Source organism: Caballeronia sp. ATUFL_F1_KS39 (genome assembly GCF_023630985.1).
In the GTDB taxonomy this organism is placed as follows: Bacteria; Pseudomonadota; Gammaproteobacteria; order Burkholderiales; family Burkholderiaceae; genus Caballeronia; species Caballeronia zhejiangensis.
Map to the genome: position 1 here is coordinate 54,866 of NZ_JALQDZ010000025.1, position 23,692 is coordinate 78,557.

The following is a 23,692-nucleotide window of genomic DNA, read 5'->3' on the forward strand; positions in this document are numbered from 1 at the left end:
AAATTGAGGCATGACAAGACCACGTATTCATTCGCTGGGCGACTCCGCGCTCGTGTGCGAAGCCGCGCCGCCCGCCACGCTCGACTGCCAGCGCCGCATCTGGGCGCTGGCGGAGCACGCGCGCCTGATGCCGCACGTCGTCGAAGTGGTGCCGGGCATGAACAATCTGACGATCGTGTTCGATCCGCTCGAAGCGGACTACGAAACGCTCGCCGCGCAACTCGAAAGCGGCTGGGACGCGGCCGAGACGCCCGACATGGACAGCGCCGAAATCGAGATTCCGGTGCGCTACGGCGGCGCCGACGGCCCCGATCTCGCCGCGCTCGCGCAGCACACGGGCTTGTCCGTCGATGACGTGGTGAAGCGTCATACGCAAACCGAGTACGTCGTGTTCTTCCTCGGCTTCCAGCCGGGCTTCGCGTATCTCGGCGGGCTCGATCCCGCGCTCGCGATGCCGCGCCGCGCCGAACCGCGTCTCGAAGTGCCGGCGGGATCGGTCGGCATCGGCGGGGCGCAGACGGGCATCTATCCGGCGGCGTCGCCGGGCGGCTGGCAATTGCTCGGGCGCACCGAGCTGAAGCTCTTCGATCCGGCCAGAAATCCGCCGACGCTCATGCAGCCCGGCGACCGCGTGCGCTTCAAGGCGCTGGAGGTACGCGCATGATCGACGTGATTCGCGCGGGCGTGCTCACTTCCGTCCAGGATCTCGGCCGGCGCGGCTACCGGCATCTCGGCGTGAGTTCCGGTGGCGCGCTCGACGCGCTGTCGCTGGAAATCGGCAATCGCATCGTCGGTAACAAGGCGGATGCGGCGGGCATCGAGATCACGTTCGGGCCGACCGTGCTGCGCTTCAAGCATGCGACGCGCATTGCCATCACTGGAACCGATTTCGGCGCGACGCTCGACGACGAACCGGTGTATTCGTGGTGGAGCCTGCCGGTGCGCGCGGGCCAGGAGCTGACGCTGCGCGCGGCGAAGCGCGGCATGCGTTGTTATGTGGCGATCGCAGGCGGCATCGACGTTCTGCCGATGCTCGGCTCGCGCTCGACCGATCTCGGCGCGTGCTTCGGCGGCCTCGGCGGACGCGCGCTGCGCGACGGCGATCGCCTGCCGGTCGGCGTGCCGCAGCCGCACAAGGGCATCGCGTTTTCGCCGGAAGAACCCGCGTTCGGCGTGAAAGCGCCCGCGTGGTGCAAGTTCGTGCTCGTCGACGAACCCGTGCGCCGCGGACGCCATTCGCCGAGCCTCGCGTGGGCCGCCCCGATTCGCGTGCTGCGCGGCCCGGAATACGCGAGTTTCAGCGACGCCGCGCAACAGGTTTTCTGGAACGAGGAATGGACGATCACGCCGAACAGCAATCGCATGGGCTTTCGCCTCGCGGGCACGGCGCTGGAGCGGCGCGAAAAGATCGAGCTGCTGTCGCACGCGGTGTTGCCCGGCACGATCCAGGTGCCGCCGAACGGCCAGCCGATCATCCTGATGGGCGACGCGCAGACCACGGGCGGCTATCCGAAGATCGGCGCGGTCATCAAGGCTGATTTGTGGAAGCTCGCGCAGGTGAGGTTGAACGGCGGCGTGCGCTTTATCGAGACGTCGGCGGAAGAGGCGCGTCACGCGCTCGCCGACGAACGGCAATACGTAAGCCAGGTGGAAACGGCGATCGCGATGCACGAGGAACGCATCGCGCGCGCCGGCTCTTAGCAGCGGGGCGAAAGCCGCGCGAACGACGCGGCGCATACATCCAACATCCAACGGAACGAGTGCGAAAACATCATGGAAATCGATCTCAATGCCGATCTCGGCGAAGGTTGCGGCACCGATGAGGCGCTGCTCGATCTCGTGAGTTCCGCGAACATCGCGTGCGGCTGGCATGCGGGCGGCGCCACGGCGATGCGCGATTGCGTGCGCTGGGCCGTCGAGAAAGGCGTCGCCATCGGCGCGCACCCGAGCTTCAACGATCCCGAGAACTTCGGCCGCAAGGAAATGGACCTGCCGCCGGAGGAAATCTACGCGGGCGTGCTGTATCAGCTCGGCGCGCTTTCGGCGATCGCGCAGGCCGAAGGCGGACGCATCGCGCACGTCAAGCCGCACGGCGCGCTGTACAACCAGGCGGCGAGAAGCGCGGAAATCGCCGATGCCATCGTCTCCGCCGTGCACGATTTCGATCCGTCGCTGCTCGTCTTCGGTCTCGCGAACAGCGGGTTCATCGAAGCGGCGCGGCGCGCGGGCTTGATCGCCATCGAAGAAGTGTTCGCCGATCGCGGTTATCGCGCGGACGGCTCGCTCGTGCCGCGCAAGGAGCCGGGCGCGCTGCTCGATGACGAAAACGTCGTGCTCGACCGCACGCTCGCGATGGTGCGCGATCAGCGGGTGCAGGCCGTGTCCGGCGAATGGGTGCCGCTCAACGCGCAGACGATCTGCCTGCACGGCGACGGCGCGCACGCGCTCGAATTCGCGCGGCGCATTCGTGGCGCGCTGGCGGATGCGGGCATCGAAGTCCGCGCCGCGCACGCCGACGCCTGACGCGGTCAACGAAGGTTCGAACGCCCCGCAACGCCGGGGCGTTTTAGCAAGGAAGTAGTGAATCCACGCGCCCGGTACGAGGCGTGACGTCAATATTGTTTGGAGAACTCATGGCAACCCCTGTCAATCTATGGCCGCTCATCGGTGTGGCCGTCATCATCGCGGGCTTCGTGCTGCGCTTCAATCCGATGCTGATCGTCGCGGCCGCGGCGATCATCACCGGCTTCGCGGCGCATTTTCCCATCGAGAAAATCCTGACCGCGATCGGCACCGGCTTTCTCAAGACGCGCAACATTCCGCTCATCATCCTGTTGCCGCTGGCGGTGATCGGTCTGCTCGAACGGCACGGCCTGCGCGAGCGCGCGCAAATGTGGATTTCGAGCATCAAGGCCGCGACAGCCGGGCGTCTGCTGATCGTCTATCTGTTCGTGCGTGAACTCACGGCGGCGGTCGGCCTGACGGGGCTCGGCGGCCATCCGCAGATGGTGCGCCCGCTGCTCGCGCCGATGGCCGAAGGCGCCACCGAAGCGCGCTACGGCAAGCTCTCGGATGCGACGCGCTTCAAGCTGCGCGCGTACTCGGCGGCGACCGACAACGTCGGCCTGTTCTTCGGCGAGGACATTTTCGTGGCGTTCGGCGCGATCGTGCTGATGGTCACGTTCCTGAAGGAAGCGGGCATCGTCGTGGAGCCGATGCACGTCGCCGTGTGGGGCATTCCGACGGCAATCTGCGCGTTCCTGATTCACGGTTTCCGTCTGTGGCTGCTGGACCGCAGGCTCGCGCGCGAACTCGACGCGCTCACGCGCAACGTCGCGGGAGAAAAAGCATGACGCTCACGATCAACTATCTGTTCTATCTCGTCGGCATCATTCTGCTGGTCGTCGGCGGGATGATCCTCACGGACAGATCGCATCCGCGGCGTCTGACCGCTGGCGGATTCTGGCTGATCTACGCGCTGATCTTTCTCGTCGGCGACTGGCTTCCGGTGACGGTCGTCGGCGTGCTCGTCGTGGCGATGGCGCTGATCGCGGGTTTCGGCGGCGTCACCGGCGCGAAGCCGAAGATGCTTTCCGAAGACACGCGCCGCCGGAGCGCCGCGCGGCTCGGCAACAAGCTCTTCGTGCCCGCGCTGACGATTCCCGTCGTCACCGTGATCCTCACGCTCGGCGCGAAATACCTCGTGTTCGGCGGCGTGCCGCTGATCGAGCTGAAGAACGTGACGCTGATCGGCTTCGGCATCGGCTGCGTGATCGCGCTGGCCATTGCCTGCGTGATGACGCGCGACACGGTCGGCCAGTCGATGCGCGAAACGCGCCGTCTCATCGATGCGCTGTCGTGGGCTGCCGTGCTGCCGCAGATGCTCGGCATGCTCGGCCTCGTGTTCTCGGATGCGGGCGTAGGCAAGGCGGTCGCGCATGTGACGACGGCTTACGTCAACATGGATTACCGGCTCGTCGCGGTGGCGGTGTATGTCCTCGGCATGGCGCTTTTCACGATGGTCATGGGCAACGGCTTCGCCGCGTTTCCGGTCATGACGGGCGGCGTCGGCGTACCGATTCTCGTCGGCGTATTCCACGGCAATCCCGCGACGATGGCCGCGATCGGCATGTTCTCCGGCTACTGCGGCACGCTAATGACGCCGATGGCCGCGAACTTCAACATCGTGCCTGCGGCGCTGCTGGAGTTGCCCGACAAGAACGCGGTCATCAAGGTGCAGGTGCCGACGGCGGTGACGTTGCTGGTCGCGAATATATTCTTGTTGAACTGGCTGATGTTTATTTGATATTTAACGCGCGGGTGGCGTCAGTTCCGCGCCTACCCCGCTTCCACCACGAACCCTCGCTTTCTCAGAAGCTCGAGCACGCCCCGCGGCCCGCCGAGATGCAACGCGCCGATCGCCACGAACACCGGTTTATCCGGCGCGGCGATGGCGACGATCCGCTGCACGAACCGCTGATTCCGCTGATACACCACGCGATTGTCGACCTGCGCCGCGAGCGCCTTGTTCCGCGCCAGCTTGCTCGACTTGGCGTCGTCCCAGGCCTTGAGCGCATCCGCGTCGCCGATGCGCCACAGCCGGTGCAATTCCTTCACATCGGCGACGTTCTCCGCCGGCGTCTGCACGAGATCCTGCGCGAGCATTTCGCGTTGCTGCGCCGACGAAAGCCGCGTGAATGTCGAAATCTGCTCGTTCAGCGTTTCCAGTCCGACGATCTTCCCGCGCGCACGAAGATACACGTTCTGCAACTGCGCCTCGGTTCCGTACTCGCTTTGAAACCCGGCCTTCAACGTGTCGTAGGTTTCGATCAGCATCGATGCGAGCCATGGCCGCGTATGCCGGATCTCCTTCAGCGCCGCCGGATTGCTGCGCATGCGCGCCTCGACCTTCTTCCACATCGAGTCAGGCAAATAGTCGATCAGACACGCGCTGCGGCACATGCCATAACGATTCACATCGTCTTGAGAGAGCAGGAGATCGTCGGGGGAAATCTCGAGCGCGAGCGTAGGCGATGCATCGAGCGCCGCGAGTATCGATTTGCGAAACGGTTGCTCGGGCGGATAGTCGCTCGCGAAACCCACATGGAGCGTGCCGAGCAGATAGATGGTCGTCGTGCCCTTGGTCGCGACGTAGAACGGCATGCGCGGCGGCTGCGCGCGCACCGGGCCGCTCGCGGTCGTGCCGGTCGAGCGGTCCGTGCGCGGCGGCGGAGCGGGATTGGCGGGCGCGGCGGCGGACGCCGCATCGCCCGCGGCCTGCGACGTGCGCGATCCGACCACCGCGAAGCCCGAAGGCGACACCGAGACACCCGCCGTAAATAGCAAGAACGACAGCACGAGGGCTGTCGTTTTGGCGAACGCCGCGCGCGAAAAGCGCGGCTTGACGGTTGAATCCTGCACGATCGACATCTTAAAACATTCGCGTGACGCGTCGTGCAGCCTTCCGGCGAGACTCAGACTTCGGCTTCGCCGACCTCTTCGGCGCGATGGCACGACACCTGACGTCCATCGACCACGCGCAGTTTCGGCTCTTCGACGCGGCATCGCTCGATCGCATACGGGCAGCGCTGATGGAACGTGCAGCCCGATGGCGGATTGAGCGGCGACGGCATCTCGCCCTGCAGCTTGATCTTGATGCGCCGGTCTTCCTCGAAGATCGCGGGCGTCGCGGACATGAGCGCGCGCGTGTACGGATGGCGCGGCTTCGCGAAGATCGTCTTCTTGTCGCCGACTTCCGCGACGCCGCCGAAGTACATCACCATCACGTCGTCGGCGATATGCTCCACCACCGACAAATTGTGCGAGATGAACACGTAGCTCGTGCCGAACTGCGCCTGGAGATCCATGAACAGATTCAGGATCTGCGCCTGAATCGACACGTCGAGCGCGGACACCGGCTCGTCGGCGACGACGATCTGCGGATCGAGAATCATCGCCCGCGCGATCGCCACGCGCTGACGCTGCCCGCCCGAAAACATGTGTGGATAACGCGACGCATGCTCCGGCCGCAAGCCCACGGTACGCATCATCTTCGCAATGCGCTCGGCGCGCTCCGTCGACGAGAGCTTCGTGTTGATCGCGAGCGGTTCGCCGAGCGTCTGCTCGACGGTCTTGCGCGGATTCAGCGACGCGAACGGATTCTGGAACACCATCTGCACGCGCTGACGCAACTCGGCGATCTTCGCACGGTTCGCGCCCGCGACATCGTCGCCTTCGATCAGCAGACGGCCCGACGTGGGCGCTTCGATCATCGTCAATTGACGCGCGAGCGTGGACTTGCCGCATCCCGATTCGCCGACGACCGCAAGCGTGCGCCCGCGCTTCAATTCGAACGACACGCCGTTCAACGCCTTCACCGTGCCGTGCTTGAACGCGCTGCGCTTCACGTCGTAATGCTTCGTGAGCTTGTCGGCGGCGAGCACGATGTCCTGATTCGATTCCTTCGGTACGGCGTTCATCGCGCGCCTCCTTCCACGACCACATCGATGTTCAACGGCTTGATGCAGCGCGCCCGCACGGCCGGATCGTTCTTGTCGAGTTGATACAGATTCGGCCGCGCCTTCCGGCAATCGTCGACGACATATTTGCAGCGCGGCGCGAAGAGACATCCGCTCGGGCGATCGTCCTTGCCCGGCACCATGCCCGGCAGCGCCGCGAGACGTTCCGCGCCGCGCGAATGCTCGGGAATCGCCGCGAGCAGCGCTTCCGTGTACGGATGATGCGGCTCGCTGAAGATCGTCGGCACATGATTCGTTTCGATGATCTCGCCCGCGTACATCACCGCGACGCGCTGCGCCACTTCGGACACGACCGCGAGATCGTGCGAAATCAGCACAAGCGCCATGCCGCGTTCCTTCTGCAGCTTCACGAGCAGTTCCATGATCTGCGCCTGGATCGTCACGTCGAGCGCGGTGGTGGGCTCGTCGGCGATCAGAAGCTTCGGATTGCATGCGACCGCCATCGCGATCATCACGCGCTGATTCATGCCGCCCGACAACTGATGCGGAAACGAATTGATGCGGTTCTTCGCGTCCGGAATGCCGACCTGATCGAGCAGTTCGAGCGCGCGTTTGTCGAGCGCATCGCCGCGCAGACCTTCGTGCAGCTTCAGTACTTCCTTGATCTGATAGCCGACGGTGTAGCTCGGGTTCAGGCTCGTCAGCGCGTCCTGAAACACCATCGCGATGTCCTTGCCGATGATCCTGCGACGCGCGCGCGCCGACGCCTTCAGCAAGTCCTTCCCGTCGAACGTGACCTGATCGGCGGTTACTTTGCCCGGTGCGTCGATGAGGCCCATCAGCGCCATCATCGTGACGCTCTTGCCCGAGCCGGATTCGCCGACGACGCCGACGACTTCGCCCGGCTTCACGGACAGATCGATGCGATCGACGGCCTGCGTGCCCCCGAACGTCACCTGCAAATTGCGGATAGTCAGAAGATCGTTCATGTCAGCCCATCCGTTTGAGTTTCGGATCGAGCGCATCGCGCAGACCGTCGCCGAGCAGATTGATGACGAGCACCGAGATCAGGATCGACAGGCCTGGCATCGTCACGATCCACCATGCGCTTTCGATGTAATCGCGCGCCGATGCGAGCATCGCGCCCCACTCCGCCGCCGGCGGCTGCACGCCGAGGCCGAGAAAGCCGAGCGCGGCAGCATCGAGAATCGCGGACGAGAAACCGAGCGTCGCCTGCACGATCAGCGGCGCGGCGCAGTTCGGCAGCACTTGCGAGAACATCAGGCGCACGGTGCCCGCGCCCGCGACGCGCGATGCCGTCACGTATTCCTTCTGCAATTCGCCGAGCGCCGACGCGCGCGTGAGACGCACGTAACCGGGCAGCGCGACGATGGCGATGGCGAGCATCGTGTTGACGAGCCCCGGCCCGATGATCGCGACGACCGCGACCGCGAGCAGCAGCGAAGGCAACGCGAGCAGCACGTCCATCACGCGCATGATCGGCGTATCGAGCCAGTGGAAGAACGCGGCCATCAGACCGAGCACGACGCCCGGAATCAGCGCGAGCACGACCGACACGAAGCCGATCCAGAACGACAGCCGCGCGCCGTACATGAGACGCGAGAGAATGTCGCGGCCGGCTTCATCGGTGCCGAGCAGGAACATGCGGTTGCCGCCTTCGAGCCACGCGGGCGGAATTTTCACGTAATCGCGATATTGCTCGATCGGGCTATGCGGTGCGATCAGCGGCGCGAGCAGCGCGACGAGAATCAGCACGAGCACGATCACGCCCGCGACGACGGCGCCGCGATTGCGCGAGAAATTCGCCCAGAATTCGCGCGCCGCGACCATGCGCCCGGACGGCGGCGTGAGCGCGCCCGGCGGGAGATTGTTTTGAACGTCAGCCATTCGTTATGCCTCGCGCCGAGCGGCCTCAAGCGAGGCATGCGCCCCCTTGGGGGGCAGCGAACAAGTGTGAGCGTGGGGGTACATGTTTTCCTCAGCGAGTATGGCGAATGCGCGGATTCAACACGCCGTACAACAAATCGACGACCAGGTTCACGACGATCACGAGCGTCGCGATCATCAGAATGCCGCCTTGCACGACCGGATAATCGCGGCGCGAAATGGCGTCGATGAGCCACTTGCCGACACCCGGCCACGAGAACAGCGTCTCGGTCAGCACCGCGCCCGCGAGCAGCGTGCCGACCTGCAGGCCGATCACGGTCACGACAGGAATCAGCGCGTTGCGCAGCGCATGCACGACGACCACGCGCAGCGGCGACAAACCCTTCGCGCGCGCCGTGCGGATGTAGTCCTCGCGCAGCACTTCGAGCATCGACGAGCGCGTCATGCGCGCGACGACCGCGAGCGGAATCGTGCCGAGCACGATGGTCGGCAGAATCAGATGCGACACCGCCGACGTGAACGCGCCTTCGTCGCTGGAGAAGAGCGCGTCGATCAACATGAAGCCGGTGACGTGCGGAATGTCGTATTCGACCGCGATGCGGCCCGACACCGGCGTCCAACCGAGCTTCGCCGAGAAGAACATGATGAGGATCAAGCCCCACCAGAAAATCGGCATCGAATAGCCCGTGAGCGCGGTGCCCATCACGCCATGATCGACGACCGTGCCGCGCCTGAGCGCCGCCGCGACGCCCGCCGGCAAGCCGACGACGAGCGCGAAGATCATCGCGCAGATGGAGAGTTCGACGGTCGCCGGAAAGCGCGCGAGGAACTCGCCCATCACGCTGGTATTCGTGATGATCGACGTGCCGAGATCGCCTTTCAGCGCGTGCCCGACGTAGGTGAGGTATTGGACCGGCAGCGGCTGGTCGAGACCGAGGCGCTTCATGGCTTCGGCGTGCATCGCGGGATCGACGCCACGCTCGCCCATCATCACTTCGATGGGGTCGCCGGGAATCAGGTGGATGAGCGCGAACGCGAGAATCGTAATGCCGATGAACGTCGGTATCACCATTCCTATGCGTCGCAAAACGAATCGGAACATGGATCGTCCTTTTCGGTATTGGGAGGACTCAAAACGTGACCGGCGGCTTGGATCTTGTGGACCCGCGCCGCCGGACCTGTTCGATTAACTATGGTTTAGTGCAAAAAGCGTTCCGTAGACAAACTTTATTGCATGCCGACGCCATCGAAGCGAACGTAGCCGAGCGGCTCGATCTTCATGTTCGTCACCTTCTTGCTCACCGGCTGATACACCGTCGAGTGCGCGATCGGCGAGAACGGCAGTTGCTGCGCGAAGATCTGCTGCGCATCGGTGTAAGCCTTCGTGCGCGCGGCGACATCGGTCGTCGAACGGCCCTTCACGACGAGTTCGTCGAACGGCTTGTAGCACCACTTCGAGAAGTTGCTGCCCTTCACGGCGTCGCAGCCGAGCAGCGTGCCGAGCCAGTTGTCGGGGTCGCCGTTGTCGCCGGTCCAGCCGATCAGGAGCGCATCGTGTTCGCCCGCGTGCGCGCGCTTCAGATACTCGCCCCACTCGTACGAAACGATGTTCGCCTTCACGCCGATCTTCGCCCAGTCGGCCTGGATCATTTCCGCCATCAGCCGCGCGTTAGGGTTGTACGCGCGTTGAACCGGCATCGCCCAGAGCGTGATTTCGAAGCCGTTCGGGAAGCCCGCCTTCGAGAGCAGTTCCTTCGCCTTCGCGGTGTCGTATGTCTGGCCCTTCAGATTCTTGTCGTAGGACCACTGCGTCGGCGGCATCGGTGCGGTGGCCGGCTGGCCCGCGCCCTGATACACGGAATCGATGATCGCCTTCTTGTTGATCGCCATGTCGAGCGCGCGGCGCACGTCGGTGTTGTCGAGGCCCTTCTTCGTCACGTTGTACGCGACATAGCCTTCGTTGAAGCCCGCCTGTGACGGCGTATCGACATTCGATGCCGACTTCAGCGCGGCGATATCGCCCGGACGCGGATAGCTCATCACCTGGCATTCGTTGTTCTTCAGCTTCTGCACGCGCACGGCCGCGTCCGGCGTGATCGAGAAGATCAGCTTGCTGATCTGCACGGCGTTCGGCTTCCAGTAATCAGGATTGCCGTCGAAGCGGATGGTCGCGTCCTTCGTGTAGCTGCGGAAGATGAACGGACCCGTGCCGACCGGCTGCTGGTTGATGTCGGCGGCCTTGCCGTCTTTCAGCAGCTTGTCCGTGTACTCGGCGGACAGGATCGACGCGTATTCCATCGCCATGTTCTGGATGAACGGCGCGCTCACTTCCTTCAGCGTGAACTTCACGGTGTACGGATCGACCTTCTCGATCTTCGAGATCAGCTTGTCCATGCCGAGGTCCGTGAAGTACGGAAACTGGACGTTGTACGCCTTGCGGAACGGATTGTTCGGATCGAGCATGCGGTTGAACGTGAAGATCACGTCATCCGCGTTGAATTCGCGCGTCGGCTTGAAGAACGACGTCGTCTGGAACTTCACGCCGTGACGCAGATGGAACGTGTAGCTGAGGCCATCCGACGACACGTCCCACTTTTCGGCGAGACCCGGCTCGACCTTCGTACCGCCGCGCTCGAATTCGACAAGACGGTTATAGACGGTGAAGGTATTCGCGGTGAAATCCGTGCCGGTGGTGTATTGCGCCGGATCGAAGCCGGCCGGGCTGCCTTCCGAGCAATACACGAGCGTCTTGTTCGGGATTCCCGCGGCGTGTGCCGCGGTTGCTGCAAAGAGCGTCGCGGTGGCGACGGCGCCTGCGAGCGCCGATCCGCGGATGGCTCGCAACAGGCTGTTTTTGTTCATGTTTCCTCCAAGTCGATGCCGGCTTCTGGCCGACGTAGCGCGAGTGTACTTGATCGCGCCGCCCCGCTTTTTTCGAAGCACACGCGCAAAGTGGGCGCTACCCTAGCACGAACAAAAGTGACACGTGTACTTGGTTTTCCCCACTAGAGTTTGTCGTCGGTGGCGCTCCGATAAGGGTAGGTTATCGGGCATGTCCGCACCTGATACATCGGGCGACGAAATATTGCTCGAACAGGCGCGCGCTAACGCAAAAAAGACGACGGTAAGGGGATTCAGAGAAAGAACCGCGCGGCGAGCGCCGCGCGGGTGAAACATTGATGCTGATCAGACGCTCTTGAAGCCGAGACGTTCGCAAACCGTCTTCGACGCCCACGCGCCGTTAAGCGTGTAGAAGTGCAGACCCGGCGCGCCATCATCGATGAGACGGCGGCACAGGCCCGTCACCACGTCGACGCCGAACGCGCGGATCGACTCGCGATCGTCGCCGAAGCTTTCAAGCCGGCGCGCGATCCACTTCGGCACTTCGGCGCCGCACATGTCGGAGAAGCGCATCAGTTGCGAGAAGTTCGTGATCGGCATGATGCCCGGCACGATCGGCACGTCGACGCCGAGCTTGCGCGCTTCCTCGACGAACTTGAAGTAGGAATCGGCGTTGAAGAAGTACTGCGTGATCGCCGAGTTCGCACCCGCCTTCACCTTGCGCGCGAAGTTTTCGAGATCGGCTTTCGGCGACCTCGATTGCGGATGAAACTCCGGATACGCGGCCACTTCGATGTTGAACCAGTCGCCGTGCTCCTGACGGATGAACGCCACCAGTTCCGACGCATAGCGCAACTCGCCGACTTCGCCCATGCCCGAAGGCAGATCGCCGCGCAGCGCGACGATGTGGCGAATACCGTGCTCGCGGTACTGCAAGAGAATGGCGCGCAGACTGTCCTTCGACGAGCCGATGCACGAGAGATGCGGCGCGGCCTCGAAGCCTTCCGCGGCCATTTCGAGCACGGTGTCGAGCGTGCCTTGCTGCGTGGAGCCGCCCGCGCCGAACGTCACGGAGACGAACTTGGGCGAGAGCTTCTTCAACTCGGCGCGGGACGCGCGCAGCTTTTCCACGCCTTCCTGCGTCTTCGGCGGGAAAAACTCGAATGAGAGTTCGATCGGTTTCATGATGTTTTTTGACGCACGGCAGCGCGCGGTCCAACGTCAACCGAAGTTGCGATTCCCGAAGATCAGCGCCGACAGCAGCCACGACACGATGCTGTAGAGAATCGAGCCGAAGAACGCGGACCAGAAGCCCGATACTTCGAAGCCCTTCAACAGCGACGAGCACAGCCAGAAGCACAGCGCATTCACGACGAGTATGAAGAACCCGAGCGTGACGATGGTCACCGGCAACGTGAGGATGATGAGAACAGGCCGGATGATCGCGTTGATGAGACCCAGCACCACCGCGATGATGAGCGCCGTGCCGAAACTGCGGATATGAATCGAAGGCACGAGGTAGGTGATGATCAGCAGCGCGAGCGCGTTGATCAGCCATGTCAGCAGCACGGTCATCGAGAAATCTCCGGTTGATGCGTTGAATCGCGCGGGCGTGGTCGTCACGCCCGCGCCTGTTACGGCTGCCGTCAGCGTTTAATAGCGGTAGTGGTTCGGCTTGAACGGGCCGTTCTTGTCGACGCCGATGTAGCCGGCCTGCTCGTCCGACAGCACGGTCAGTTCCGCGCCGATACGGCCGAGGTGCAGGCGCGCGACCTTTTCGTCGAGATGCTTCGGCAGCACGTAGACTTTGTTCTCGTACTTCTTGCCCTGCGTGAACAGTTCGATCTGCGCGAGCGTCTGGTTCGTGAACGAGTTCGACATCACGAAGGACGGATGGCCCGTCGCGCAGCCGAGGTTCACGAGACGCCCTTCAGCCAGAATGATGATCTTCTTGCCGTCCGGGAAGACGATGTGATCCACCTGCGGCTTGATGTTGTCCCAAGTGTATTGACGCGTCGACGCGATATCGATTTCCGAATCGAAGTGGCCGATGTTGCAGACGATCGCGTTGTTGCGCATCGCCTTCATGTGATCGTGGTTGATGACGTGATAGTTGCCCGTCGCGGTGACGAAGATGTCGGCGCGGCTCGCGGCGTATTCCATCGTCACGACGCGGTAGCCTTCCATTGCGGCTTGCAGCGCGCAGATCGGATCGATTTCCGTGACCCACACCGTCGCGCCCAGACCGCGCAGCGATTGCGCGCAGCCCTTGCCCACGTCGCCGTAACCCGCGACGACCGCGATCTTGCCGGCGATCATCACGTCGGTCGCGCGCTTGATGCCGTCGACGAGCGATTCGCGGCAGCCGTACAGATTGTCGAACTTCGACTTCGTGACCGAATCGTTCACGTTGATGGCGGGGAACGGCAGGCGTCCTTCCTTTTCCATCTGATACAGGCGATGCACGCCCGTCGTGGTTTCTTCCGTCACGCCCTGAATGTGCGAAAGGCGCGTGGAGTACCACGTCGGATCGGCGTCGAGGTGCTTCGCGATCGACTTGTAGAGCGCGATTTCTTCTTCGTTCGTCGGCTTGGCGATGACCGAACGGTCCTTTTCCGCCTTCGCGCCGAGGATGAGCAGCAGCGTTGCATCGCCGCCGTCATCGAGAATCATGTTGGCGAATTCGCCGTTCGGCCATTCGAAAATGCGATGCGAGAATTCCCAGTATTCGTCGAGCGATTCGCCCTTGAACGCGAACACCGGCGTGCCGCCCGCGGCGATCGCTGCAGCTGCGTGATCCTGCGTCGAGAAGATGTTGCACGATGCCCAGCGCACGTCCGCGCCCAGCGCCGTGAGCGTTTCGATCAGCACGCCCGTTTGAATCGTCATGTGCAGCGAGCCGGCGATGCGCGCGCCCTTCAGCGGTTGCTGCGCCTTGTACTCTTCGCGCGTCTGGATGAGACCCGGCATTTCCGTTTCGGCGATGTCGAGCTCTTTGCGGCCCCATGCGGCAAGCGACATGTCGGCAACGATGTAATCCTTGGAACCGTTGGAATCGAGAACTGCGGCGTTCATCACGCCCTCCTTTTCTAAAAAGACTAGAAATGTTGACGTGAGCGCCGTTCGATGCGGTGGCTCAGCGGGCGCCTTGACTGCCTGGCGCTTTCGAACCGTCCGGATTGAATGCTTCCGAGCCTGGCGGGCGGATTCGATGAATCGCCCGTCGCAACGCTCCTCGGAAACGAGCGTCGATTGTAGCAAAGTCTCGTGTGGCGAATGCGTTTTCGAGACGCCGAAGAGGGACTTTCGCGGCGCGCGCAAGCGCTCAGAAAGGCAGTACGGAAAGCACTGGCGCGAGCAGCACCATCACGACACCGGCGATCATCATCGTGAGACTCGCGACGACGCCCTCTTCGCTCCCCAGTTCGCGCGCCTTCGCCGTGCCGACGCCGTGCGCCGCCGCGCCGAACAACGCGCCGCGCGCGAGCCGCGTGCGCAGCGGCACGAGCGCGAGCACGATTTCGCCGAAGAGCATGCCGCAGACGCCCGTCGCGATCACGAAGAGCGCGGTGAGGTCTTTGGGCGCGTGGATCTTGTCGGAGACGGCGAGCGCGAACGGCGTCGACACGGAACGCGTCGCGAGGCTGCGCTGCAATTCCGGAGACAGATGCAGCAGCTTCGCGAGCGCGAGCGAACCGCCGACCGCCACCAGAATGCCGACCGTCACGCCGACGGTCAGCGAAATCCAGTGCCGCTTGATGAGTTCGCGGTACTCATAGATCGGCACCGCGAACGCGACCGTCGCCGGTCCGAGCAGCCACATGAGCCAGCGCGTGTCGGTGTAATAGACCGAGTACGGAATGCGCGCAATCACGACGATGACCGCGAGCACCGCCGGCACGGCCAGAAGCGGCGTGAGCCACGGCCGCCGGAAGCGCGCGTACAGATGCTTGGCCGCGAAGTACAGCGCGACGGTCAGCACGAAGCAACCGGCCGCGATGAGGCGCGCGGCGTCGTCTTCGAGAAGCGAGGCAAAGAAGTGGTTCATGTCCGCTCGCTCAGGCGCGGGCCGCGTGTCGCGCGACGAGCACACGGCGCAGGGCGAGACGGCGTTCCAGGCGCGCCGCACGGTCGACGGCGAACGCCACGGCCACCATCACCATCAACGTTCCGCCGACGACCACGAGCGCGAGCCGCCAGCCGTCTTCCATGAACAGGCCGCCGTACTGGACCGCCGCGACCGCCGCCGGGATGAAGAAGAGCAGCATGTCGGACAGCAGCCAGTCCGCGCCCGCCTTGACCCAGCGCGGCGCGACGCCGCCGCAGAACAGCAGCGCGAGCAGCGCGACGAGGCCGATCACGCCGCCCGGCACGGGCAGCGACAGCTTGCGCGCGACGAAATCCGCTGCGACCCAGATCCCCGCGAGCGCGGCGGACTGCACCGCGACGCGCAGGAAGCGGGCGAAGGCGGACGGCGTTTTGATCGGCAGGGCGGTGGACATGGCGGCTCTCGTGGGCTGAAGGCGACTGATTAGGGTTATCCCGTAGGCTGAGTATATGGGCGCACCTTGCATAATAAAAATGACTTAACCTTATTCGAATCATTCCAAACTGGAATTCGGAGCCGACGATGGAATTGCGCGCCTTGCGGTACTTCATCGAAGTGGTGAAACAGAAGAGCTTCACCGCTGCCGCCGAACACATGTTCGTGACGCAGCCGACCATCAGCAAGATGGTGAAGGCGCTGGAGGACGAGGTCGGCTCGCCGCTGCTTCTGCGCGAGGGGCGTCAGATGGTGCTGACCGACGCCGGCCAGATCGTCTATCAGCGCGGCGTCGAGGTGCTGGCGGCGCACGCGCGTCTGGAAGCGGAGCTGAACGATCTCGGCACGTTCGGGCGCGGCACGCTGACGATCGGCATTCCGCCGATGGGCGGATCGCTCTTCACGCCGGCCATCGCCGCGTTCCGTCGCCGTTATCCGAAAGTTGAGCTGAAGCTGTTCGAGCGCGGCTCGAAGGCGATCGAGGCGGCGCTCATAGACGGGGAGCTCGAATTGGGCGGCGTCTTGCAGCCGGTCGACACCGCGATGTTCGACGTCCTACCCGTGAGCCGGCAGATTCTCTGGCTCGTCGCGCCGAAGGGTTCGCGCTGGGACGACGCCCGCGAAGTCGCGCTCACCGATCTCGCCGCCGAACCGTTCGTGTTCTACGGCGAGAGCCTCGCGCTCAACGACGTCGTGCTCAACGCGTGCCGTGAGGCGGGTTTCGCGCCGACGATCGTCGGCCGCAGCGGGCATTGGGATTTCATGGCGGCGCTCGTGCAGGCAGGCATCGGCATCGCGCTGCTGCCCGCGCCGTACTGCCGGCGTCTCGACGCGAACGCGTTCACCTGCCGTCCGGTCGTCGCGCCCGAGATTCACTGGGACATGGCGCTCGGCTGGCGGCGCAACGGTTATCTGTCGCACGCGGCGCGCGCGTGGATCGAGGTCGCGCGGGAAATGCTGCCCGCGAATCTGGATCAGGATTTCATGGCCGATGGCTTTCCGCGAAACCGATGACATCCACGCAAAAAAACGCGCCGGCCCGCGATGAGCGGACCGGCGCGTCATTTACAGCGGCTCGCGCGATTCCCGAATCAGTTCAGTTCCTTGAATTCGATTCGCCGATTCGCCGCGCGGCCTTCGCGCGTGGCGTTGTCGCCGATCGGATGCGCGTCGCCGAAACCTTCCGCCGTCAGCGTGTCGGCCGGCACGCCACGCTGGATCAGATACGAACGCACGGACCGCGCGCGCTTTTCCGACAAGTGGAGATTCACCGCCGGATTGCCCGAACTGTCCGTGTAGCCGCCGATCTGCAGCTTGATCGGCTTGCCGTTCGCGTCGCAATCCTTCAGCCCCTTCGCGGATTCGGCGAGTTCGTTCAGCGCCGCGCGGCAACTCGTTTGACGCGAAGCCGAACTTGATCGGACGCAGATTCAGATTCTTCGCGACGTCGGCGGCACTGCAATTCGCGACAGCGTCCGACGCGGCGAGCGTTTTTGCGGCGGCGGTCGTGTCGGTTGCGCCGATCGTCCAGCCGTCGCCGAAGAACGCCTTCAGCTTGTCCAGCCAGCCGAGCTTCGAATCGCCCGCGCGGCCGCTCAGGTCGATCTTGTCGCCAACCACGCGCACTTGCGCGCCCGGCAGCGTCATGACCGGGAGCAGGCCGTCGAGTTTCGCGATCCACGCGGCGGGCTTCGTGTCCGGATCGACCGCGATGTCCGCCTTGAACTTGTCCGCGCCGAGCTTCGCGGCGAGCGTGTCGAGCAGTTCGCGGCGTTCGTGCTCGTCGTGGACGGTAGCGGTCAGCGTCGGAACGCCGGATGCGTCGACGACGAAGGACATCGTTGCGTCCTTGGAAGGCAGCGCGGCCGGCGCAGACGCTTGATCGGCCGCGGCGGCCGTCGCGCCCGTTGCCGTCTCGGCGCTCGCGTCGGAAGCGGCGTCCGGCTTCGCGACGGGCGCGGCGTCTTCCGGCTTGTTGTCCGTCGAGCAGCCGCGACCGGCCAGAACCGCGAACATCGCGAGCGCGGCAGCGGATGCGATCCACCACCATTTCTTCCGGCCCGCGTCTTCCTTCACGGCGTGATCGGCGGCGGCGGGCGCTTCCTGCGGCTGCGCGAACACGGCGGCTTCCTGCGTCGCCGGATGTTCCAGATGCGCCGACACCGCCTTCAGCCGCGATGCGACACCCGCGAGAAACGCGCCGACCGAACCGAGACCGAGCGCGTTGGCAAACGCGTCGGTCATGTTCGCGCGCACGACCGGCAACTGATGGCCGAGCAGCGTCGGAAGCTGGCTGGGATTGCCGTTGTGCTGCGTGAGATAGCGCTTGAGCACGCCGAAGAGCGTCGCGCCGACCACGCCGGTCAGCGTGCGCGTGGCGCTCGCCGCGACGCCCGTGTATTCGGCGATGCGCTCGGCGAGCAGATTGAGATTGTCGCGCGAGGCGATTTCGGCATCGGCTTTTTCGCTGCTGTCGACGAGCGTCTTGAAACCCTCGTCCTGCACGACGAAGTGCGGCAGTTCTTCGGCGATCAGCGCGTTGGTCGCCGGCGACATGATCGCCGCGAACAGATGACGCGCGCCTTCGAGCGACGACGCCTTGTTCATCATCGCGCCGATCAGCGCCGGCCCGCACAGCGACACGACGCGCCGCGCGGATTCCGGCGCGCAGCCGATGCGCCCGGCGACATGCTGCAACACGCTTTCGGTCAAAGCGCCCTGGACAAGTTGATTGAGGTTGATGCTCATTGAGAATGCTTCCGTGAAAGGCGTTACTGCAATCGCCGGAATCAGGCGTGCCGATTATAGGTTCGGGTTCCGGCGCGTCATCGGGGCGGGATTAACAATCGGATTTATCTCAGTGAGCGGCGCTTTAGGAGCGCGCATCAAAAGTTCCCGATCGATCCCGAAAAGAACGGTGCCTCTACACGGCCGATCCGTGCGCGGCCTATGATTCCTGAATTCGAGATGACGCCCGGACGGCCGATCCGCCGAAAGCGCTGTTGCGCGCGTCCGACAGCGACGAATCACCGCAGAAGGAGAGCGACGATGTCCGATCCCGCCGATCGCCCGTTCGGGCAAACCCACGACGTCACGAATCAGGCGTCGCCGCTCGTCGGCTATGACGCGTTCGCCTTCGATCCGGCGCTCGTCGCCGCCGTCGGACGCGAAGGCGCGCATTGGCATGTGCAGACGCTTTCGCGCGACGGGATGGCGCTGACGCAGCCGGACGTCGTCGCGCTGGCCGAGCTCGCCAACCGCCACGAGCCCGAACTCGCGACGCACAGTCCGCGCGGCGAGCGCATCGACGCCATCGAGTTTCATCCGGCGTGGCATGAACTGCTGCGGCGACTGCGCCATGAGGGATTGCACGCGATGCCGTTCGAGCCGTCCGCGCGCGCCGGATCGATGGCCGCGCGCTGCGCCGGCTACTATCTGCACGGCCAGCTCGAATCGGGCTCGCTGTGCCCGATCACGATGACCTTCGCGAGCATCCCCGTTCTGCGCAACGAACCCGACCTGTTCGCGCGCGTTTCGCATGCGCTGCTTTCGCGCGAACACGATCCGCGCGACATTCCGCTCGAAGCGGGCAAGCATTCGATGATGATCGGCATGGGCATGACCGAGAAACAGGGCGGCTCCGACGTGCGCAGCAACCGCACGCGCGCGCACGCCATCGACAGAAACGGCGCGATGGGACGCGGAGGCGCTTATCGGCTGGTCGGTCACAAGTGGTTCTTCTCCGCGCCGCAATGCGACGCGCATCTCGTGCTCGCGCGCACCGCCGACGAAGGCGGCCTGTCGTGCTTCTACGTGCCGCGTTTCGCGCCGGACGGCCGCAAGAACGCGGTCCAGATCCAGCGCCTGAAGGACAAGCTCGGCAACCGCTCGAACGCGAGCAGCGAAGTGGAGTTTCTCGATGCTTACGGCGTGATGATCGGCGACGAGGGACGCGGCGTGCCGACCATCATCGAGATGGCGAATTTCACGCGGCTCGATTGCGTGATCGGCAGTGCGGCGCTGATGCGCGCGGCGCTCGTCCAGGCGATTCATCACGCGCGGCAGCGCAGCGCGTTCGGCGCGCATCTCGTCGATCAGCCGCTGATGCGCAACGTGCTCGCCGATCTCGCGCTCGAATCCGAAGCCGCGACGGTGCTGTTCATGCGGCTCGCGGGCGCGTTCGAGCAGAGCGCCGCGCCAGGCGGAGCGCTCGCCGAACGCGCGTGGCGGCGCATCGTCACGCCCGCCGCGAAATTCTGGGTCTGCAAGCGTGCGCTCGAATTCACCGGCGAAGCGATGGAAGTCTGGGGCGGCAACGGCTATGTCGAAACCGGGCCGATGGCGCGTTTCTATCGCGAGGCGCCGGTCAATTCGATCTGGGAAGGCTCGGGCAACGTGATGTGCCTCGACGTCCTGCGCGCGTTCGAGCGCGAGCAGGACGCCGCGCACGCGCTCATCGACGACTGGAAGACGACGGCGGGCGCGCATCCGGCGCTGGCGGGCGCGCTGTCGTCGCTGATTGCGATGCTGACGGACGATCCGTCGATCCGGGAAGCGTCGGCCCGGCGCATCGCGCAGCAATTGACGTTGTGCGCGCAGGGCGTGCTGCTCGCGCGGCACGCGCCGCAGGATGTCGCCGATGCGTTCGTCGAATCGCGTCTTGGCGACGCGCGCGGCGAAAACGGGCGCGTGTACGGCACGCTGCCCGGACGCTTCGATCACGCGGCGATCGTCACGCGGGCGTTCGCCGCCTGAGAAAGCGTCAGCGGATCGCCCGCCCCGCTTCCCTCAACGGCTCCTCGTTCTCCAGCCGATACACCCACGACAGCAATTCCGCGACCGCCTGATACAAGGCGGGCGGAATGTGCGCGTCGAGATCGACCTGCATCAGCAGCGACACCATTTCCGGCGATTCGTGCACGTACAGCCCCGCTTCCTTCGCGCGCTGCACGATCATGTCCGCGACGATGCCGTAGCCCTTCGCGACGACGCGCGGCGTCGCCTCGCGATTGCCCGCGTCGTAGGCGAGCGCCGTCGCCTGCCTGCGCGTGTACGGCGGATGATCCTGGCCGCTCACGTTTCACTCCCATCGCCGTGCGGCGGGTGGAACAGATGTTCGAGCGGCGAGCGCACCGGCTTTTTCGCGGCGGTCTTGTCGCCGGAAAGCGCGAGATCGGTCGTGCCGTCCATCGAACGCACGGACAGCGACGCGAGCGCAATGCCCGCCGCTTCAAGCTGACGCGCGAACGCGGCGCCGTCGGCGGCGAGACGGCGCGCGCCCGCGTCGCCCGCCTTGATGCGCGTGACGAGCTTGTCGCCCGACAGCACCAGTTCGGCGTCGACGGTGCCGAGCGCGGGCAGCGACAGCGTGATGCGCGTGCGCCAGGCGCGTTCGTCGGCCGCGTCGTCGGAAGCGCGCTGATCGCGCGGTTCGCGGGCGACTTCCCACTCGAAGCGCGTGCCGGGCCACGCCTCGCCCTGCCAGCGGAATTGCTCGTTCGCGAGCACGTCGAGTTGCTGACGCACGACATTGAGCGTCGCCGGATGGATGCCCGCCGCGAGCGACGCCTGCAGCGCCGATTCGTGCCGGCTCGGTTGCGCCGTCTGCGCGTTGGCGCCGTTCGCGGTTCCGTTCTGCGAATTCGAGAGCTCGGACGGCGACGCATCCCGCACCGACGCCGCGAGCGCGGCCGCCTGCTGCGGCGTCTGCGGCGTCGCGATCGGGCGGCCGTGGAAATCGGGCAGATCGGGCGCGAGCTGCGGCGCGCGGGCATCGTCGAGGCCGGTGTCGGCCGGCGTGACGGCGTTGGCGAGCTCGAACGGCAGGGACATCGAACGGGCATCGACGCGCGCCTGCGGTTCGTTGCCGAGCGACGCCGCGCTGCGCTGGCCCGCGAGCCATTGCACCAGATGCGATTCGTAGAAAAGCCCGCTTTCGCCGACGGTCCTTGCGAGCGCCGTCGCCAGCGCGGCGGCGGGCAGCGGCGGCAGATTCTGCGTCGCGGCGCGCGCGGCCGCCACGGCGGCGGCATTGGAGGAGAAAGCGGTATCGAAGAGGCCGGTCGTGAGCGCGGCGAAGGCGCTCGCGGGGCGCGGCGGCGTCGGCCAGAGCGGGGCGTCGCCGGTCAGCGCGGGCGTCGCGCCGCCGAAGCGCGAAATCACGTCGAGCGTGCGCGCGACGCTGGAAAGCTCGGTTTGCGCCGACGCCGCCGGTCCCGCCGCCACGGCGGGCGCGCCGACGGTCTGCGGCATGTCCGGCTGCGTCGTCTGCCCGACGCTCGTGCCCGTCACGCCGCTGCCGCTCACGCCGCCCGGCGCGCGAATCGCGGACATCAGGAGCTCGGTGCGGCTGGCGAGCAACGATGCGATCGCAGAATCGAGTCCAGTCATGCCCACATCCTCGTAAGCGCCGGCCGGATCGTCCGGCTGGCGCGGAACTGCGGCTAGCGCAGTCCGATCATTTTCTTCAGTACGCGGGCCGGGCTGTTGACCGTGAAGAGCGCGGACAGGCGCGCGAGACTCGGCGAGGTCAGATCGCGGATCGCGGCGTCGTCGGCGAGAATCTTCTTCACGAGGTCCAGCTTGCGTGCGCGGGCGGTTTCGTCGAGATCCGAACCGGTATCGACTTCCTTCAGGCGGTCGACCAGCTCGCGATAGGTGCCCTGCAACGCCTTCAGCTCGCTCCATTCGCCACCGCGCGCGGCCACCAGCATCTGACCGGAAACCGCCGCAATGGCCTCGTAGTGGGCGAAATATTCTTGTGTCGTCTTCATTCTTTCGAGGCAGTCGACGCTCATACCCGTCATGCGGGCACGGCGGTCATTTGCGCCACTTCCTGTCCAATTCCGACCCAGGCTTCTTCCAGCGTCGCGAGCAGGCCGTCGACTTCGACGAGCATCGACTCGTTCTGCTTGATGTTCGCCTCGAGCAGCCGGCGCGTCATATACGTGTACAGCGCGTCCAGCCGTTGCGCGATCTCGCCGCCCGCATCCTTGTTGAGCGCCTGCTGCAATCCGCTCTCGATGATGCTGATGGCCTTGCCGATCGCCGCGCCGCGCGCGCCGACGTTGTTCTGCTGCAGATGCATGCGCGCCTGCGCGATCGCCTGACGTGCGCCTTGATACAGCATCACGATCAGCCTGTGCGGGCTCGCTCCGATCACCCCTGTCTGAACGCCCACGCGTGCGTAGGCGCTGGCTCCTGCGTGTCCTGGGGAATACATCTCTCGGGTTCTCCTTATGCGATGCCGCAGCGTGCGCGGGCTTCAAGCGGACGCCGTGCCGCTCGTCCTGATCCGTGTGGGTCCGGTAAAACCGGTGAGAGACGAGCGTGCCGCCCGCCTCAAGCGGGCGAACCATCGTTCGCCGTGCCGTTACCGGGGTTATCGGAAAAACGCGGCAAAGCTTTAGGACTCAAGGCTCTAGAGCAATCGCGAGGATCGAGGGACGGATCGTGTGAAGACCGTCAGACGGAGATCTGCATGATGTCGTTGTAGGCCGACACGAGCTTGTTGCGCACCTGCAGGCCGAACTGCAGGCCGACGTTCGCCTTCTGCATGTCGACCATCACGTCGTTGAGCGACACGTTCGGCGCGCCGATTTCGAATGCGTGCGCCTCGCCGAGTGCCTTGTTCTGGTTGTCGCTGATCTTGTCGATGGACGATTTCAGCGCGTCGGCGAAGCTGCCGGCGCTCGCCGCGCCCGATGTCCCGCTCTGCCCCATGACGGCGCCCGACGCGACGGACGCGGCGTTTGCGGCGCCGGTGCCGCCGGCGGCTTGCGACGCCATCGACTGAATGGCCGACATAGCCGAGGAAAGCGGATTGATCGGAAAGTTCATGTTGACTCCGGATGACAGGAAATAACGGGTGCCGCTCGTGGCGGAGACCCGATGCCCGGCCCGCATTTGCGGAGGTTCGCCG

The 23,692-nt window shown here is 65.0% G+C and carries 24 protein-coding genes and 1 riboswitch; of the genes, 7 read left to right on the forward strand and 17 right to left on the reverse strand.

Annotation, left to right across the window (positions count from 1 at the left end):
* Positions 1-10 precede the first annotated feature (10 nt).
* The 5 genes from pxpB to NCR93_RS13125 all read left to right on the forward strand — a co-directional run bounded on the left by pxpB (position 11) and on the right by NCR93_RS13125 (position 4,306).
* Positions 11-664 (forward strand): 5-oxoprolinase subunit PxpB, encoded by a 654-nt coding sequence (pxpB, locus tag NCR93_RS13105; RefSeq protein WP_008352630.1) that lies wholly within the window; start codon positions 11-13, stop codon positions 662-664.
* Entirely contained in the window at positions 661-1,701 is a 1,041-nt protein-coding gene (locus tag NCR93_RS13110) for a 5-oxoprolinase subunit C family protein (RefSeq protein ID WP_008352628.1), read from the forward strand. The genes pxpB and NCR93_RS13110 overlap by 4 nt, the downstream gene beginning before the upstream one ends.
* A 72-nt stretch (positions 1,702-1,773) precedes the next feature.
* On the forward strand, positions 1,774-2,523 hold the full coding sequence (pxpA, locus tag NCR93_RS13115; protein ID WP_008352625.1) for a 5-oxoprolinase subunit PxpA: 750 nt from the start codon (positions 1,774-1,776) through the stop codon (positions 2,521-2,523).
* 110 nt (positions 2,524-2,633) lie between these two features.
* Positions 2,634-3,353, forward strand: coding sequence for a DUF969 domain-containing protein (locus NCR93_RS13120; protein WP_008352624.1), 720 nt, complete (start codon positions 2,634-2,636; stop codon positions 3,351-3,353).
* A complete protein-coding gene (locus NCR93_RS13125; RefSeq protein WP_008352621.1) occupies positions 3,350-4,306 on the forward strand; it encodes a DUF979 domain-containing protein in 957 nt (318 codons plus the stop codon). Before NCR93_RS13120 ends, NCR93_RS13125 begins: the two co-directional genes overlap by 4 nt.
* Before the next feature lie 32 nt (positions 4,307-4,338).
* Here the strand turns inward: NCR93_RS13125 and NCR93_RS13130 are convergent, their stop codons facing one another.
* The 11 genes from NCR93_RS13130 to NCR93_RS13180 form a co-directional block, all read right to left on the reverse strand.
* Positions 4,339-5,430, reverse strand: coding sequence for a TraB/GumN family protein (locus NCR93_RS13130; RefSeq protein WP_008352620.1), 1,092 nt, complete (start codon positions 5,428-5,430; stop codon positions 4,339-4,341).
* A gap of 44 nt (positions 5,431-5,474) precedes the next feature.
* Positions 5,475-6,479 (reverse strand): peptide ABC transporter ATP-binding protein, encoded by a 1,005-nt coding sequence (locus NCR93_RS13135; RefSeq protein ID WP_008352617.1) that lies wholly within the window; start codon positions 6,477-6,479, stop codon positions 5,475-5,477.
* On the reverse strand, positions 6,476-7,468 hold the full coding sequence (locus NCR93_RS13140) for an ABC transporter ATP-binding protein (protein WP_008352615.1): 993 nt from the start codon (positions 7,466-7,468) through the stop codon (positions 6,476-6,478). The genes NCR93_RS13135 and NCR93_RS13140 overlap by 4 nt, the downstream gene beginning before the upstream one ends.
* Position 7,469: 1 nt before the next feature.
* Positions 7,470-8,387: an ABC transporter permease subunit gene (locus tag NCR93_RS13145; RefSeq protein WP_008352613.1), complete on the reverse strand. Its 918-nt coding sequence runs from the start codon at positions 8,385-8,387 to the stop codon at positions 7,470-7,472.
* A 91-nt stretch (positions 8,388-8,478) separates the two neighbouring features.
* Positions 8,479-9,489 (reverse strand): ABC transporter permease subunit, encoded by a 1,011-nt coding sequence (locus NCR93_RS13150; RefSeq protein WP_008352611.1) that lies wholly within the window; start codon positions 9,487-9,489, stop codon positions 8,479-8,481.
* Positions 9,490-9,614: 125 nt separating this feature from the next.
* Positions 9,615-11,249 carry an ABC transporter substrate-binding protein gene (locus NCR93_RS13155; RefSeq protein ID WP_008352609.1) on the reverse strand — a complete coding sequence of 545 codons (1,635 nt, stop codon included), beginning with the start codon at positions 11,247-11,249 and terminating at the stop codon, positions 9,615-9,617.
* Between the two features lie 324 nt (positions 11,250-11,573).
* A complete protein-coding gene (gene metF, locus NCR93_RS13160; protein ID WP_250478906.1) occupies positions 11,574-12,413 on the reverse strand; it encodes a methylenetetrahydrofolate reductase [NAD(P)H] in 840 nt (279 codons plus the stop codon).
* A 36-nt stretch (positions 12,414-12,449) separates the two neighbouring features.
* Positions 12,450-12,803, reverse strand: coding sequence for a phage holin family protein (locus NCR93_RS13165; protein ID WP_008352606.1), 354 nt, complete (start codon positions 12,801-12,803; stop codon positions 12,450-12,452).
* Positions 12,804-12,881: 78 nt separating this feature from the next.
* Positions 12,882-14,303, reverse strand: coding sequence for an adenosylhomocysteinase (gene ahcY / locus NCR93_RS13170; protein WP_008352605.1), 1,422 nt, complete (start codon positions 14,301-14,303; stop codon positions 12,882-12,884).
* Positions 14,304-14,335: 32 nt separating this feature from the next.
* Positions 14,336-14,471: riboswitch (S-adenosyl-L-homocysteine riboswitch) on the reverse strand.
* A gap of 82 nt (positions 14,472-14,553) precedes the next feature.
* Positions 14,554-15,276, reverse strand: coding sequence for an LrgB family protein (locus NCR93_RS13175; RefSeq protein ID WP_008352604.1), 723 nt, complete (start codon positions 15,274-15,276; stop codon positions 14,554-14,556).
* Between the two features lie 10 nt (positions 15,277-15,286).
* Positions 15,287-15,730, reverse strand: coding sequence for a CidA/LrgA family protein (locus NCR93_RS13180; protein WP_008352603.1), 444 nt, complete (start codon positions 15,728-15,730; stop codon positions 15,287-15,289).
* Between the two features lie 128 nt (positions 15,731-15,858).
* On the opposite strand from NCR93_RS13180, the gene NCR93_RS13185 reads away from it, so the two are divergent.
* On the forward strand, positions 15,859-16,785 hold the full coding sequence (locus NCR93_RS13185; protein ID WP_008352602.1) for a LysR family transcriptional regulator: 927 nt from the start codon (positions 15,859-15,861) through the stop codon (positions 16,783-16,785).
* A 51-nt stretch (positions 16,786-16,836) separates the two neighbouring features.
* Here NCR93_RS13185 and NCR93_RS32120 read toward each other — a convergent pair whose 3' ends face one another.
* Positions 16,837-18,519 carry a DUF937 domain-containing protein gene (locus tag NCR93_RS32120; RefSeq protein WP_008352601.1) on the reverse strand — a complete coding sequence of 561 codons (1,683 nt, stop codon included), beginning with the start codon at positions 18,517-18,519 and terminating at the stop codon, positions 16,837-16,839.
* A 300-nt stretch (positions 18,520-18,819) separates the two neighbouring features.
* Between NCR93_RS32120 and NCR93_RS13195 the strand changes: the two genes are divergently transcribed.
* Positions 18,820-20,526 (forward strand): isovaleryl-CoA dehydrogenase, encoded by a 1,707-nt coding sequence (locus NCR93_RS13195; RefSeq protein ID WP_008352599.1) that lies wholly within the window; start codon positions 18,820-18,822, stop codon positions 20,524-20,526.
* Between the two features lie 7 nt (positions 20,527-20,533).
* On the opposite strand, the gene NCR93_RS13200 is transcribed toward NCR93_RS13195, so the two are convergent.
* The 5 genes from NCR93_RS13200 to fliE form a co-directional block, all read right to left on the reverse strand.
* Positions 20,534-20,848: an EscU/YscU/HrcU family type III secretion system export apparatus switch protein gene (locus NCR93_RS13200; protein WP_008352596.1), complete on the reverse strand. Its 315-nt coding sequence runs from the start codon at positions 20,846-20,848 to the stop codon at positions 20,534-20,536.
* Positions 20,845-22,161: a flagellar hook-length control protein FliK gene (fliK, locus tag NCR93_RS13205; protein ID WP_008352594.1), complete on the reverse strand. Its 1,317-nt coding sequence runs from the start codon at positions 22,159-22,161 to the stop codon at positions 20,845-20,847. Before fliK ends, NCR93_RS13200 begins: the two co-directional genes overlap by 4 nt.
* 53 nt (positions 22,162-22,214) lie before the next feature.
* A complete protein-coding gene (locus tag NCR93_RS13210; protein WP_033536661.1) occupies positions 22,215-22,544 on the reverse strand; it encodes a flagellar protein FliT in 330 nt (109 codons plus the stop codon).
* Between the two features lie 29 nt (positions 22,545-22,573).
* On the reverse strand, positions 22,574-22,993 hold the full coding sequence (gene fliS / locus NCR93_RS13215; RefSeq protein WP_033536660.1) for a flagellar export chaperone FliS: 420 nt from the start codon (positions 22,991-22,993) through the stop codon (positions 22,574-22,576).
* A 242-nt stretch (positions 22,994-23,235) separates the two neighbouring features.
* On the reverse strand, positions 23,236-23,610 hold the full coding sequence (gene fliE / locus NCR93_RS13220; protein ID WP_008352588.1) for a flagellar hook-basal body complex protein FliE: 375 nt from the start codon (positions 23,608-23,610) through the stop codon (positions 23,236-23,238).
* Positions 23,611-23,692 lie beyond the last annotated feature (82 nt).

What these genes read in the sequence shown, in the direction of transcription:
- fliE (WP_008352588.1), bottom strand. Translation starts at nt 23,610, where the DNA reads ATGAACTTTCCGATCAATCCGCTTTCCTCGGCTATGTCGGCCATTCAG.
- pxpB (WP_008352630.1), top strand. Translation starts at nt 11, where the DNA reads ATGACAAGACCACGTATTCATTCGCTGGGCGACTCCGCGCTCGTGTGC.
- NCR93_RS13150 (WP_008352611.1), bottom strand. Translation starts at nt 9,489, where the DNA reads ATGTTCCGATTCGTTTTGCGACGCATAGGAATGGTGATACCGACGTTC.
- NCR93_RS13145 (WP_008352613.1), bottom strand. Translation starts at nt 8,387, where the DNA reads ATGGCTGACGTTCAAAACAATCTCCCGCCGGGCGCGCTCACGCCGCCG.
- NCR93_RS13195 (WP_008352599.1), top strand. Translation starts at nt 18,820, where the DNA reads ATGTCCGATCCCGCCGATCGCCCGTTCGGGCAAACCCACGACGTCACG.
- fliS (WP_033536660.1), bottom strand. Translation starts at nt 22,993, where the DNA reads ATGTATTCCCCAGGACACGCAGGAGCCAGCGCCTACGCACGCGTGGGC.
- NCR93_RS13125 (WP_008352621.1), top strand. Translation starts at nt 3,350, where the DNA reads ATGACGCTCACGATCAACTATCTGTTCTATCTCGTCGGCATCATTCTG.
- fliK (WP_008352594.1), bottom strand. Translation starts at nt 22,161, where the DNA reads ATGACTGGACTCGATTCTGCGATCGCATCGTTGCTCGCCAGCCGCACC.
- NCR93_RS13155 (WP_008352609.1), bottom strand. Translation starts at nt 11,249, where the DNA reads ATGAACAAAAACAGCCTGTTGCGAGCCATCCGCGGATCGGCGCTCGCA.
- NCR93_RS13110 (WP_008352628.1), top strand. Translation starts at nt 661, where the DNA reads ATGATCGACGTGATTCGCGCGGGCGTGCTCACTTCCGTCCAGGATCTC.
- metF (WP_250478906.1), bottom strand. Translation starts at nt 12,413, where the DNA reads ATGAAACCGATCGAACTCTCATTCGAGTTTTTCCCGCCGAAGACGCAG.
- NCR93_RS13175 (WP_008352604.1), bottom strand. Translation starts at nt 15,276, where the DNA reads ATGAACCACTTCTTTGCCTCGCTTCTCGAAGACGACGCCGCGCGCCTC.
- ahcY (WP_008352605.1), bottom strand. Translation starts at nt 14,303, where the DNA reads ATGAACGCCGCAGTTCTCGATTCCAACGGTTCCAAGGATTACATCGTT.
- NCR93_RS13165 (WP_008352606.1), bottom strand. Translation starts at nt 12,803, where the DNA reads ATGACCGTGCTGCTGACATGGCTGATCAACGCGCTCGCGCTGCTGATC.
- NCR93_RS13120 (WP_008352624.1), top strand. Translation starts at nt 2,634, where the DNA reads ATGGCAACCCCTGTCAATCTATGGCCGCTCATCGGTGTGGCCGTCATC.
- NCR93_RS13180 (WP_008352603.1), bottom strand. Translation starts at nt 15,730, where the DNA reads ATGTCCACCGCCCTGCCGATCAAAACGCCGTCCGCCTTCGCCCGCTTC.
- NCR93_RS13130 (WP_008352620.1), bottom strand. Translation starts at nt 5,430, where the DNA reads ATGTCGATCGTGCAGGATTCAACCGTCAAGCCGCGCTTTTCGCGCGCG.
- pxpA (WP_008352625.1), top strand. Translation starts at nt 1,774, where the DNA reads ATGGAAATCGATCTCAATGCCGATCTCGGCGAAGGTTGCGGCACCGAT.
- NCR93_RS13135 (WP_008352617.1), bottom strand. Translation starts at nt 6,479, where the DNA reads ATGAACGCCGTACCGAAGGAATCGAATCAGGACATCGTGCTCGCCGCC.
- NCR93_RS13185 (WP_008352602.1), top strand. Translation starts at nt 15,859, where the DNA reads ATGGAATTGCGCGCCTTGCGGTACTTCATCGAAGTGGTGAAACAGAAG.
- NCR93_RS13140 (WP_008352615.1), bottom strand. Translation starts at nt 7,468, where the DNA reads ATGAACGATCTTCTGACTATCCGCAATTTGCAGGTGACGTTCGGGGGC.
- NCR93_RS32120 (WP_008352601.1), bottom strand. Translation starts at nt 18,519, where the DNA reads ATGAGCATCAACCTCAATCAACTTGTCCAGGGCGCTTTGACCGAAAGC.
- NCR93_RS13210 (WP_033536661.1), bottom strand. Translation starts at nt 22,544, where the DNA reads ATGAAGACGACACAAGAATATTTCGCCCACTACGAGGCCATTGCGGCG.